14 protein-coding genes are annotated in these 12,710 nt (G+C 45.7%); 5 read left to right on the forward strand and 9 right to left on the reverse strand.

All coding sequences use genetic code 11. From position 1 onward, the window contains the following. Positions 1 to 3: 3 nt before the first annotated feature. Complete coding sequence (locus KNP96_RS02250) at positions 4 to 621, reverse strand: succinate dehydrogenase cytochrome b558 subunit (RefSeq protein ID WP_088838509.1); 618 nt, start codon at positions 619 to 621, stop codon at positions 4 to 6. A gap of 224 nt (positions 622 to 845) precedes the next feature. On the opposite strand from KNP96_RS02250, the gene KNP96_RS02255 reads away from it, so the two are divergent. The 3 genes from KNP96_RS02255 to KNP96_RS02265 all read left to right on the forward strand — a co-directional run bounded on the left by KNP96_RS02255 (position 846) and on the right by KNP96_RS02265 (position 2,197). Further along, on the forward strand, positions 846 to 1,265 hold the full coding sequence (locus tag KNP96_RS02255) for a YslB family protein (protein ID WP_214766528.1): 420 nt from the start codon (positions 846 to 848) through the stop codon (positions 1,263 to 1,265). A gap of 95 nt (positions 1,266 to 1,360) precedes the next feature. Further along, the gene (locus tag KNP96_RS02260) at positions 1,361 to 1,975 is read left to right on the forward strand and encodes a PH domain-containing protein (RefSeq protein ID WP_214768702.1); all 615 of its coding nucleotides are present in this window, start codon (positions 1,361 to 1,363) and stop codon (positions 1,973 to 1,975) included. Positions 1,976 to 2,041: 66 nt separating this feature from the next. Then, positions 2,042 to 2,197: a hypothetical protein gene (locus KNP96_RS02265; protein ID WP_214768704.1), complete on the forward strand. Its 156-nt coding sequence runs from the start codon at positions 2,042 to 2,044 to the stop codon at positions 2,195 to 2,197. 108 nt (positions 2,198 to 2,305) lie between these two features. Here the strand turns inward: KNP96_RS02265 and uvrC are convergent, their stop codons facing one another. Continuing rightward, entirely contained in the window at positions 2,306 to 4,090 is a 1,785-nt protein-coding gene (gene uvrC / locus KNP96_RS02270) for an excinuclease ABC subunit UvrC (protein ID WP_214768706.1), read from the reverse strand. A gap of 82 nt (positions 4,091 to 4,172) precedes the next feature. Between uvrC and KNP96_RS02275 the strand changes: the two genes are divergently transcribed. Together KNP96_RS02275 and KNP96_RS02280 are read left to right on the forward strand one after the other, a co-directional pair. Then, positions 4,173 to 5,495 (forward strand): dihydrolipoyl dehydrogenase family protein, encoded by a 1,323-nt coding sequence (locus KNP96_RS02275; RefSeq protein WP_214768708.1) that lies wholly within the window; start codon positions 4,173 to 4,175, stop codon positions 5,493 to 5,495. A gap of 20 nt (positions 5,496 to 5,515) precedes the next feature. Then, a complete protein-coding gene (locus KNP96_RS02280) occupies positions 5,516 to 5,893 on the forward strand; it encodes a VOC family protein (RefSeq protein ID WP_214768710.1) in 378 nt (125 codons plus the stop codon). Positions 5,894 to 6,346: 453 nt separating this feature from the next. Here the strand turns inward: KNP96_RS02280 and trxA are convergent, their stop codons facing one another. From trxA to KNP96_RS02315, 7 genes are all read right to left on the reverse strand, one after another. Further along, positions 6,347 to 6,655: a thioredoxin gene (trxA, locus tag KNP96_RS02285; RefSeq protein WP_029331102.1), complete on the reverse strand. Its 309-nt coding sequence runs from the start codon at positions 6,653 to 6,655 to the stop codon at positions 6,347 to 6,349. Between the two features lie 190 nt (positions 6,656 to 6,845). Then, positions 6,846 to 7,808 (reverse strand): electron transfer flavoprotein subunit alpha/FixB family protein, encoded by a 963-nt coding sequence (locus KNP96_RS02290; RefSeq protein ID WP_214766536.1) that lies wholly within the window; start codon positions 7,806 to 7,808, stop codon positions 6,846 to 6,848. 15 nt (positions 7,809 to 7,823) lie between these two features. Continuing rightward, entirely contained in the window at positions 7,824 to 8,597 is a 774-nt protein-coding gene (locus KNP96_RS02295; RefSeq protein ID WP_214766538.1) for an electron transfer flavoprotein subunit beta/FixA family protein, read from the reverse strand. 77 nt (positions 8,598 to 8,674) lie between these two features. Then, complete coding sequence (locus KNP96_RS02300; protein ID WP_051667299.1) at positions 8,675 to 9,253, reverse strand: fatty acid metabolism transcriptional regulator FadR; 579 nt, start codon at positions 9,251 to 9,253, stop codon at positions 8,675 to 8,677. A gap of 72 nt (positions 9,254 to 9,325) precedes the next feature. Further along, on the reverse strand, positions 9,326 to 10,999 hold the full coding sequence (locus KNP96_RS02305; protein ID WP_214768712.1) for an AMP-binding protein: 1,674 nt from the start codon (positions 10,997 to 10,999) through the stop codon (positions 9,326 to 9,328). Positions 11,000 to 11,218: 219 nt separating this feature from the next. Continuing rightward, positions 11,219 to 12,112 carry a YitT family protein gene (locus KNP96_RS02310; protein WP_034800851.1) on the reverse strand — a complete coding sequence of 298 codons (894 nt, stop codon included), beginning with the start codon at positions 12,110 to 12,112 and terminating at the stop codon, positions 11,219 to 11,221. A 188-nt stretch (positions 12,113 to 12,300) separates the two neighbouring features. Beyond that, positions 12,301 to 12,708: a DUF350 domain-containing protein gene (locus KNP96_RS02315; protein ID WP_029331108.1), complete on the reverse strand. Its 408-nt coding sequence runs from the start codon at positions 12,706 to 12,708 to the stop codon at positions 12,301 to 12,303. Positions 12,709 to 12,710 lie beyond the last annotated feature (2 nt).

Below are 12,710 nucleotides of genomic sequence, written 5' to 3' on the forward strand. Positions count from 1 at the left end.
TCCTTACAACACGCCTGCAAACGTTAAAATCGAGCGTACGCCTACAAACGATAAACCGATGAATACGAGGGCCGCCACATAAGACATCGCGCGTTGAGACGCTGGTGACTGTGTGATTCCCCATGTGATGCAGAACGTCCAAAGTCCGTTCGCAAGGTGGAATGTCGTCGCTAAAATCCCGACGATATAAAACGTGAGCATGAATCCGTTATCGACGATGTTTTGCATCATGCTTGCATTAACTTCCGTCCCCATTGCTGCCGCAATCCGCGTTTCCCAGACATGCCATGTAATGAACACGACGAGGAAGACACCTGTGAAGCGTTGTAAGACATACATCCAGTTCCGGAAGTATGTATAACGTCCTGTGTTCGCGGAACCTGTGAATGCGATGTAAACACCGTAGACACCATGTAAAATGATGGGTATGAAGATGACAAACACTTCTAGAAACAGTCGATACGGAACGTTCCCCACGAATTCCGCAGCCTTATTGAAGTCTTCCTCCCCTCTAACGATGAAATAGTTCGTCGTAAGATGAGAAAGTAAAAATAACCCGATTGGAATGACGCCGAGCAGTGAGTGTATTTTACGACTCACGAAATCACGATTGTTCGCCATCCAAATCCCCCCTTTTGTTTGCCAATCAAACGTTGGCGCATTTTGGTAGAAAAGCGCTTTCATAAGGAAATTCGTCTTTTCATCACTTATTCTACTCCTGTCCTTTTTATAAGACAACCCGAGCCGTTGCATTTAACTGCAAATAACTGCAAATTTTTTTAGGAAAACAATGACCATCGAGAATTAGCTCGCTATAATAGTTTCAGAGATAGGAGTGAATCATCATGGAATCAACACCAAACACTGCGCCAACATTCGGCATCGAACTGATCCGCGATTACGTGTTAAGCGATCTACTCGGTAACGATTATCGTCAAGTCATCTACTGGGCAGGTAAGCGACTTGCCCGGCAATTCCCCGTGTTGAACGAGGACGAATTAATTCCTTTTTTCGTAGAGGCCGGTTGGGGTACCCTCTCCCTTACGAAAAAAAAGGGGACGACTTTTTCTTTTGAACTTTTACCACCGGAATCAACTAAAGCCGAGCGACCGACCGGCTATTTTCAACTTGAGGCAGGCTTTTTAGCCGAACAGGTTGCCAAGTTGAACGGATTTGTCGCTGAAGGATATGCTGAGATGGGGAAAGAGTGCGTACATATTACCATCCAATTCGATCCGAAAGATCCTCTTGATCGTTCGAACTGATACGTGTTTCTCTAAGACGATTCGTGTTAGCATGAAACTTTTTTCGTCACGTAATCGTATAAAGTAGTCGATCATATATTCGAGGAGGAATTACGATGTTCAAGAAATTAGCAGCAGACTTAACAGGATTCAGCGATATCGGTCAAGTCATTCATCCGGACGATTTTGATAAAGCCGCCGCCGACGATTACGTGCTCCATGAGGACGGCGAAAAAATTTATTTTTTAATCAAATCCAAAAGTGATGAGTACTGCTTTACGAATTTAGCATTGATTCACCTCGACGGGGAAAGCGCAGTCAGTTCAAAGCGTGTCCTCTACCGTTATCCGTACGCCCATTATCCGATTCGTCATGTCATGTTCGAAACAGCAGGAACGGTCGACTTGGATGTCGAGATCAAATTCGAAATCGGCGGAAAGCATTACTCGATCGACGTTGATAAAAAACAGCTCGAACATGTCAAAGACCTTTATAAAGCACTTCTTGCGATTGCTGAAAAGCAATATGAAGGACAAAAGATGATTGAGTTCGCAAACAGTTCACTCAATCATTCCGTGACGATTCTCGGCGGTATCCGTCAAGCTGAAATGGATGTCCCGCAAGCGTTCAAGGACTTGTCGCAAGAGTCATTCGACTGGTTACAAGGCCATTATTACAGATGGAATCAAAAAGACTTCGGGGCGTTTTACGAAAAATATATTAACAATTAAATGCAGATCATCATACACACGGGATACTTCGTGTGTCTGATTTTGTATACGGAATGGAGGGGAAACATGAGCTTTTGGGCGTGGTTGGCAATCGCAATTGTCTTAGTCACAAGCATCACTGTAGCAAATTCCCAGAAAAAATCCGATAAAAAACAGTACGCTGTTCTCGTGATTTTTTTAATCGCCGTCGCCTTGTTCTTAACCTGGTGGTTCACAAAGTAACAACATACACTTTTTCCAGATTGAATCCTGACGCCAAAAAATGCGAACCCGCTGCTTGTCTAAAAAGCGGGTTCGCATTTTTCATCCAATGATTTAAGAAATCAAAATCTATTCCTCATTCGCCTGACTGAGATATTCCGCAACCGTTTCCGCTAATTTGACGGGTAACCCCGCTTCCGTCAGCTGTTCAATGTTCGCTTTCTTTAAGCTGCGCATCGAACCGAAATGGCGAATCAACTGCTGACGGCGTTTTGGGCCGACACCCGGTATGTCATCGAGTACCGAGCGGGTCATCCCTTTCGAACGTAATGATCGGTGGAAGGTGATTGCAAAACGGTGAACTTCATCTTGCATGCGCTGGAGAAGATAAAAGGCACTCGAGCGCGGATGGAGTTCAATCAGTTGCCCACCTTCACCAAATAATAGTTGGCTCGTCCGGTGTTTATCATCTTTTTTGAGCGAACCGACGGGTAAATCCAAACCGAGCTCGTCTTGAATGACTTCCAGCGCTGCATTCAATTGTCCGAGACCCCCATCAATCAACACTAAATCGGGAAGACGTGCCCCTTCTAGCAATAAGCGACGATAACGACGACGGACGATTTCGCGCATCGATTCATAATCATCCGGTCCCTTGACCGTCTTAATCTTAAATTTACGATACTCTTTTTTAAGCGGTTTTCCGTCTTCGAACACAACGAGCGCCGAAACGGCGTCCGCCCCTTGGATATTGGCATTATCGATGATTTCAATTCGCGATAACGGATGAACATCAATCGCGTCAGCCAGTTCCTGGACTGCCTGGACCGTTTTCTTTTCATCACGCGCAATCAATTCAAACCGTTCTCCAATTGCGTTTTCGGCATTCTTCGTCGCTAGATCGAGTAACTTCCGCTTCGATCCACGGACCGGTACATGAACGCGAATTCCAATCGCCTCTTTCAATAACAGTTGGTTGACGAGTGGCGGAACATACATCTCGCTCGGTTTGATATTCTTTTCGTAGAACTGAACGATGAAACTTTCTAATTCTTCCGCGGGTGTCCCGTAAATCGGAAACAGAGACACGTCTCGTTCAATCATTTTCCCTCCCCGTAAGAAGAAGACCTGGACACACATCCACCCTTTGTCGACGTAAATTCCAAAAACGTCACGGGACGTCAAATCTGCCGTAATCATGTTCTGTTTGTTCATGATGGAGTCGATGGCGCGGATTTGATCACGTAGTTCGCCTGCCCGTTCAAATTCCATCGCTTCTGCCGCTTCGCCCATCTTCGTCTGTAAAGATGCGACGAGCTCTTTTGTTTCTCCCGATAAAAAACGACGGATTTCTGAGACGAGTTCTTTCTGTTCCGTCTCTAAACCCTGAATTTCGCACGGTCCAAGACATTGTCCGATGTGGTAATAGAGACAAAGTTTCTTCGGCATCGGCTGACACTTACGTAGCGGATAAAGGCGATCAAGCAGACGCTTCGTCTCGTTAGCGGCATACGCATTCGGATAAGGTCCGAAATAATGTCCTCCATCTTTTTTTAACTTCCGGGTCGTAATCAGCCGCGGATACGTTTCATTCGTAATTTTTAGGTACGGATAGGACTTATCATCTTTTAACATGATGTTGTATTTCGGATCATGTTTTTTAATCAGCGTCATCTCGAGGAGTAACGCTTCGAGTTCGCTCCCTGTGATGATATATTCAAAATCACGGATATCCGCGACAAGTCGTTCTGTTTTCAAATCATGCGCTCCTGTAAAATAGGACCGGACCCGATTCTTTAGATTTTTGGCTTTTCCGACATAAATGACTTCTCCAAATTCATTTTTATGCAAATAACAACCTGGTTCGTCAGGTAAGAGGGATAGTTTCGCCTTGATATGTTCTTGATGGCTCACAAAAATGTCTCCTTCCACCGTTTTTAGTTTTGCCTTATAGGGTAAAGATCTTACAACGATTATGACACATGGAGGATAAAATATGCGTACATATGATTGCATTATAATTGGAACAGGCTCTGCTGGGAATCAAGCAGCTTATAAATTCGTCGAGAAAGGACTTCGCGTCGCGATAATCGAAAATTTCACTCCAGGTGGAACATGCGCTCAACGTGGGTGTGATGCAAAAAAAATTCTTTTGACTGGCAGTGAAACGAAAGATGCTGTCGAGAGATTGCTCGGTTATGGTCTTAAAGGACTCATCTCCATCGATTGGCGTCAATTGATGGAACGAAAAAATGAATATACACGTGCCATCCCGGAACAAACACGTGCGCGTTATGACGAGATCGGAATCGACTATTTCCACGGTGAACCCCGATTTCTCTCGAAGGAACGGATCGTAGTCGATGACACTGAACTCGAAGCGAAACACTTTTTGATTGCCACTGGCTTACGACCACGCGAATTGTCGATTCCAGGAAGCGAACGCTTCTTGACGAGCAATGAATTTTTAGAATTACGAGATGTCCCGCGGCGCCTTGTCTGCATCGGCGGCGGATATATTTCATTTGAGTTCGCTCACCTCGCCCGCATCGCCGGGGCAGAAGTCACGATCGTGTTACGGTCCCGTCCTTTAAAACAGTTTGAACAGGAACTTGTCGAAGTGTTGCTCGAAGCGACTCAAGCACTCGGGATTAAAATCGTGCATAGTGCAGAAGCTGTCTCCTATCATGGCACGACGCTTCAACTATCAAATGATACGACGGTCGAAACCGATGTCGTCTTAAATGCTACCGGTCGCGTCGCGAGCGTCGACCAGCTCGACCTAGAAAAAGCAGGTGTCGAATACGAAGAAAAAGGCATCCATGTCAATGAATACCTCCAGTCGTCTACTTCAAACATCTTTGCTGCAGGTGATGTCGCGCTCAGTGGCAATCCTGCCTTAACCCCGTTTGCAGGAACCGAAGGGAGTCTTGCGGCACATAACATGATTAAAGGACCTTCTCGAAAACTGGAGTTATTACCGGTGCCGAGCGTCGTCTTTACTGCACCGAACGTCACGCAAGTCGGGCAAACGGAAGCGGCTTTGAAAAAAGCCAACATATCTTATCGCGGTCACTTGATCGATACCTCTTCCTGGCAGACGAATGTCCGCATCAAAGATCCCTTCGCGCGTGCTAAAGTACTGATTGGTGACGATGATCAAATTCTCGGCGCTCATTTCATCGGGGTTCACGCCGCTGAACTTGCGAACTATTTTTCATTCGCAATGCAACACCGAATCCCAAGTTCCGCCTTGCAACAAACGAGTTTCGCTTATCCGACACCCGCTTCCGATATTTCTTCGTTACTCGTTGATTAAATTTTTGTCAGGAGGTTCCGATGATTCGTTACGGCTATACGATCCTTTACATTGATGACCCCAAACAGACATTGATGTTTTATCATGAATTATTAGGTCTACCAATCAAAGCGCAGCATGGAAGTTATGTCGAATTTGACACGGGCACGACGACACTCGCCTTTAATACGAAAGAAGATGTACGAACGCTGATTGCGTACGACATCCCGGACAAGACCGGACCGCAGTCCCTCGAAATCGGATTCGTTACTGATGATGTTAAGGGTGTATACGAACGAATCATCGCAGCAGGACATACTTCCGTTCTCCCCCCGACTACCAAGCCATGGGGGCAAACCGTCGCTTATGTACTTGACCCGGACGGTCACCTCGTCGAGCTTTGTTCACCGATGTCTTGACAATGCGCCGTTAGACAATCGTCAGCGACATCTTTCGGCGGGATCGTCCCACTCGATTAAACGAACGACCAAAAGAGTGCCTCCGTAGTTCAGGAGGCACTCTCTTTGCGGCGTATGGACAAACTCTTATGAAGAAGCTACAGCAAAGCTGCAGGGTCGCGACAGCTTGCAATCTAAAGCGTCTGTAAGCATGAGTTTCCTTCACGGTATGACCTAAAAAGCGTCACGTTTCGTTGACTCCTACGGGAAAACGTGCGTTTTCAACGCACGTTCAGAGGCAGGCAAGACCCTGCTCGTTGTCCGTGAGGACCAAGGAGCAACGGCTTGCGCCTCGCCCGAGGAAAGCAACGAAAAAAGACGCTGGATCTTCCAATATCACGTTGTTTACAGTCTGAAAAAAGAGTGCCTCCGTATTTCAGGAGACACTCTCTTCTTTATGAAACATTCAACGAATTAGTTTGATTCAACGAATTCTTTTAATGCATCTTTAGGCATGAAGCCCATTGTTTTATTAACCGGCTCACCGTCTTTGAAGAGAACGAGTGTCGGGATACTTTGTACTTGGAACGCGCCAGCGATTTCTGGGTTAGCGTCGACATCAACTTTAACGATTGTTACGTCTTGCATGTCCGCATCGAGTTCTTCGAGAACTGGAGCGAGCATACGACAAGGTCCGCACCAAGTTGCCCAAAAGTCAACGAGGACGAGTCCTTTTTGTGTATCTTCTTTAAATGATTGGCTAGTTGCGTGTACGATTGCCATAAAATATTACCCCCTAAATTTTAGATTCATTTCATGTTTGCTACAGCAAAAGTGAAATCAACCTGTTTACTGATTTGAGTATAGCACAGCGATGTCGTTCGATAAAAGAAACTGCTCACGACGATTTTTACGCCGCCCACCGTGCAGAAAAAGAGGAGCAGAGGATGATTCCTCCGCCCCACTTTTTAAATTAATGAACGAGCATTTTCTTGAATTCTGCTGTCAATAATGGCACAACATCAAACAAATCTCCGACGATGCCATAATCTGCGACCGAGAAGATATTCGCTTCCGGATCTTTGTTGATGGCGACGATGACTTTCGCATTCGACATGCCTGCCAAATGTTGAATCGCTCCGGAAATGCCACAGGCGATGTAGAGATCCGGTGTAACGACTTTCCCCGTCTGGCCAATCTGTAACGCATAGTCACAGTAATCAGCGTCACAGGCGCCACGAGAAGCACCGACTGCCCCGCCAAGTAAATCCGCTAATTCCTGTAACGGTGCAAACCCATCGGCACTCTTGACACCACGTCCACCCGCAACGATGATTTTCGCCTCTGATAAGTCGACCCCGCCCGTTGCTTTACGAATGACTTCAGAAACGATGGTCCGTAAATCTTTTAGTTCGACCGTTACTGCTTCAATCGATCCGTCCGAACTGCCTTCCGCTAACGGTTCGATGTTATTTGGTCGGACCGTAAACAGTGTTTTACCTTCTGTGACTTTTACCTTTTCAAAGGCTTTCCCTGAGTAAATCGGTCGGATGAACAACGCATCCGCTCCGCTTCCCTCGATTGATGTGACATCACTGATTAAACCGGCTTCGAGCTTCGCTGCGATTTTGGGTGACAAATCTTTTCCGAGCGACGTATGACCGAAGACAAGTACGTCCGGTGACACACGGTCAATCAGTTGCATGAAGACTTGTCCATAACCGTCCGGTGTATAGTGAAGAAGACGTGCGTCCTCTACGACGAGAACCTGGTTCGCCCCACGCGTCGCGAGTTGTGCCGCATCTTTTGCTACGTTTTCCCCAATCAAGGCAACGACGACTTCATCTGCTACAAGTTTCGCGGCCGCAATCGCTTCAAACGAAACATTTCGTAAATTACCATCACGTGATTCTGCAAGTACAAGTGCTTTTGACATATCGTTCATTCCCCCTTAGACTACTTTTGCTTCGTTTCGTAATAGCGCAGCGAGTTCTTCGACTTGTGTCGAGATCTCTCCTTCGAGCACTTTACCAGCGGCTTTGTTCGGTGGTAAAAAGCGTTCGACTGTCTCGAGACGTGGTGCTAGTTCATCTTCGTCCAGTTCAAGATCTGAGAGATCTAATTCTTCGAGTGGTTTCTTTTTCGCTTTCATGATTCCAGGAAGACTAGGGTAACGCGGTTCGTTTAACCCTTGTTGTGCCGTGACGAGTAACGGTAACGACGTTTTGATGACTTCCGTGTCCCCTTCCGAGTCACGTGTGACGACAGCATCCGTTCCGTCGATCTCTAACTTCGTGATCGTCGTGACATATGGTATGTCAAGCAACTGTGCGACACGTGGTGCGACTTGTCCGCTTCCCCCATCAACCGCTACGTTCCCGGCGATGATTAAGTCAACGTCTTGTTCCTTCAGATAACCTGCAAGGACTTCAGAAACCGAGAAATGATCCGCTTCTTCTACATCGTCCTCAATCGAAATACGAACCGCTTTGTCAGCCCCCATTGCAAGTGCTGTTCGTAATTCTTTATCCGCATCTTCCGGTCCTACTGTTAAGACGGTTACGACTCCCCCTTGTGCATCCCGCACCCGAATCGCTTCCTCGACCGCATACTCATCATATGGATTGATGATGAACTCTGCTCCGTCTTCCTCAATCTTACCGTTTTCGAGCTGGATTGCTTCTTCCGTATCAAACGTCCGTTTTAATAACACATAGATTTCCATCACTAGCTCCCCCTTGTCAACTTCTATTCACCATCACCCGTTGTATCCGCTTACAAAAAGCTTGTCTTGAAAAGGGCTTAACTCAGCCCTTTGATCAGCATTCGATGAATACCATGTTGCGTTTCCAATAAATCATATTTAAAGCCACTCGCCATCCAACTCGTGACGACTTCATCAATCGTCCCGAAGACCATTTGTCTCGCCAACCGATAATCCAGTTCGGCTGAGAACTCGCCTGATGCGATCCCATTGTGAATGACACGGTCAATTAAATGAAGATATGGTTTGAGGACGGTCGCAATCTTTTGCCGCATCTCTTGATTTGACTGCCGTAACTCGATTTGTGTGACGACGGCCAAATCATAATCGACGGATAGTTGCTCCAAATGTGCCTCAATCAATGCAGCGAGTTGTTTCGTCGCTGATTGATGATTCGCGATTTGAGCTTCTGAATACTCGATGAAACTCCCCATCTTCGCTTCGAACAAAGAGATCAACAGGTGTTCTTTGTTTTTAAAGTAAAGATAAATCGTCCCGTCTGCGACACCTGCTTCTTTCGCGATGGCTGTTACTTTCGCGCCATGATAACCGTTCTTTGCAATCACTTTGACTGCTGCATCAATGATGCGATCACTCTTAGACATTGTTCTTTTCATAAAAGATATCTCCTAACAAATAAAATGAATGATGGTTCATTCATATTTATTCTACCATGTCTTTCTTTACTGTCAACTGCTTTCTTCCAGCTGTTTTGCCCGTTCTTCTTCGACTAGGACACGGCGGAGAATCTTCCCGACAAATGTTTTCGGCAACTCTTGTCTAAATTCGTAGCGTTTTGGTACTTTGAACGATGCTAAGTTTTTTCGACAGAACTGATCAAGTTCTTCCTCCGTCACGCTCATTTCATCTTTAAGGACGATAAAGGCCTTCACCGTCTCACCTCTATACGCATCAGGTACACCGATCACGACAGCCTCTTTGACTGCAGGATGTTCATATAAAATTTCTTCGACTTCACGTGGATAGATATTAAATCCTGAAGCGATGATTAAATCTTTTTTACGGTCGACAATCCGGAAATAATGGTCTTCCCCCACATATCCTAAGTCCCCCGTGTGCAACCACCCATCACGCAAGACTGCCTGCGTATCTTCCGGACGTTTCCAATATCCCTTCATGACTTGCGGACCTCGGACAAGAATCTCACCAATCTCACCTGGTGCTGCTAGCGTCTCACCATCGGCTTGAACGATTTTTGCGATCGTGTCTGGAACCGGAATGCCAACTGATCCTGAAACGCGTTTATCCCAAATGCAGTTCGTATGTGTGACAGGGCTCGTCTCTGACAAACCATATCCTTCGACGATCCGTCCACCCGTCACACTTTCAAATTTCTCCTGGACTTCGACCGGAAGTGGTGCCGAACCGGAAATACAAGCCTCGATGGACGAAAGATCATATTTTTTCAGTTTCGGATGATTTAATAAACCGACGTACATCGTCGGTGCACCCGGGAACAAGTTCGGTTTTTCTTTATCAATCGTTTTCAGCACTTGTTCAATATCAAACTTTGGTAAGATGATTTGCTCATACGCATTAAAAATCCCAAAGTTTAAGTTGCAGGTCATGCCATACACGTGGAAATAAGGAACGACCGCTAATAATTTACGCCCATCACCGCGTGAATATTTATAGAACCAGTGCCCAATTTGTTCGACGTTCGCGCTTAAATTGAAATGCGCCAACATGACGCCTTTCGGTGCTCCTGTCGTGCCACCGGTATATTGTAAAACAGCAATATCTTCTTTTGGATCAATCTCGACCGGTTCAATCGGAGGGTGCTCTCGGTGTGCCAAAAAAGGAATGGATCCCGTCGTATCGACGATGATGTTGTTGTCCTTGCGTGATTTGATTGGATATAGTTTGTTTTTTGGAAATGACAGATAGTCTGCGATGCTCGTCGTCACGACCGTCGTCAAGGGCGTCGATGACTTGACTCGTGTCGCCTTCGGGTAGAGAAGATCGAGGGTGATGAGCATTTTCGCAGAAGAATCGACTAGAATTTGCTCGAGCTCACGGTCCGTATAGAGCGGGTTTACTTGGACGACTGTTCCACCGGCGTATAATACCGCATAATAACTCAGCATATACTGCGGGCAGTTCGGCAACATTAAACCGACACGGTCCCCTTTTTCGAGCCCAGCTTCTTGTAAAACGTGTGCTAGACTTCTTGCTTCTTGTCGTACTTCCTTGAAAGTCATTCGTTTCCCAAGAAAACTCAGTGCCCGTCGTTCCGGAAAATCATCTGCCGCTTCATCTAAAGCTTGGTACAACGGAATCTCACGATAGTCGATTGATGCGGGTACTTGCTCTGGATAATCCTTTAACCATACTGAATCCATTCAAATCCCTCCCTGTGACTGAATTACTATTCATTTTTATTATACGTGTTATTTCCCCTTTACGGCTACTATTGGCTAAAAAAAGTTAAAAAATTCCTCTTTTCATGAAAACGGGTTTTCTTATGATTAAGGACTTCATCAAAAAAAGCCTACCGTTCACAACATATGAACAATAGGCTTGAAACATAACATTTAATTTTAGCCTGACCTCGCTTCATCTTATCGTGAAGGATACGTAAATCCTTCTCCGATGACTTCACGTACTTTATGAATGACGACGAAAGCTCGTGGGTCTGCTGCTTCGACGATTTGTTTTAGTGGCGCGAGTTGGCGTTTATCGACAATCATATAGAGCATGTCATTTTTTTGTTTCGTAAAATGACCATGACTATGGATGACAGTCGCACTTCTTCCGAGTGTTTCCGTCAGCACAGTCGCAATCTCTTCTTGACGGTGACTAATGATTGTGACCGCTTCTCGAACATTCAGGCCTTCGCTGACGAGATCAATCAAATAAGAGCCGATGATGATTGCAATCAATGTATACAGCATCGTTTCTTCACCGAATAAGAACCCGGACGCTCCGACAACGATGACATCGATGATAAACATCGAGACTGCAATCCCGAGGTTCAAATATTTATTCATCAGACGGGCGATGATGACACCACCACCTGTCGTCCCCCCTGCGCGGATAACAAGACCGATTCCGACCCCGATCAAAATTCCTGCGTAAACCGTCCCGATCAGACGATTATCTGACGAAGTCGTGAATGATGCCGTCGTCGAGAGGACGAAGGATGTCACCGCAACCGAGATGACCGAGTAAATCATCGTTTTCCGACTTAAGAAACGGTAGCCGATGATGAAGAGAATAGCGTTCGCAAGGAGCGAAACAAGTCCCGGATCCCAGCCATACAGGTAATAGAAGATGACCGTAATCCCAATTAATCCACCTTCAGATAAATCATTCGGTATCGTAAAGTAATTGACGCCAAATGATAAAATGGCGGAACCAACGATAATCCAAAAAATATCCTTCCACGAGATGGCTTGCATGGCTTCGAATGCACGTCGTCTCGTTTCATTTGTTGTTGTTTTTCTGACATTCATTCAATGTTCCTCCTTCATATGAAAAGTAGTCCTCACTCCATAAAAATTCCGCACTGAATGAAGTTCAGTACGGAATGATCACTTAGCAAAGCCAGTTCTTTTAATTCATAAAGATCCATAACAATCCGACGACTAAAAAAGCAATCGAGACACCAAACATAATTTTTGCTAACCGTTCTAACACAAGTTCACCCCACTAACGCAGAACCGATGACGAATGACATCCCAATCGAGAGAGCACACGCAATGATACCGACTGCGATGTTTCCTTTTTCGATTTCTCGGTCTACTGGGAGATTAGGTGTCAAGAACTCAAAAATCCAATAGGTCGAGATTAACAATAAAAATCCAAAGGCACTCTCTAAAAAAATTGCCCCGACACGTTCTTCACTTTGGACAGCGAAATGAACGATGTTTGCGAGTCCGATGATTTTTCCGCCTGTCGCTAGAGCAACAGCGATGTTTCCACTCTTGATATGTTCCCAGTTCCGATACCGTGTTGTCAACTCAAACAGTGCAAGACCCATGATAATTAAGAGACCCGCAACTGAATAGAGCGCCGTCGTATAGACGTAGACGTTTTCAAAGATGTTCATTC

The organism is Exiguobacterium sp. s133, from assembly GCF_018618595.1.
In the GTDB taxonomy this organism is placed as follows: Bacteria; Bacillota; Bacilli; order Exiguobacteriales; family Exiguobacteriaceae; genus Exiguobacterium_A; species Exiguobacterium_A oxidotolerans.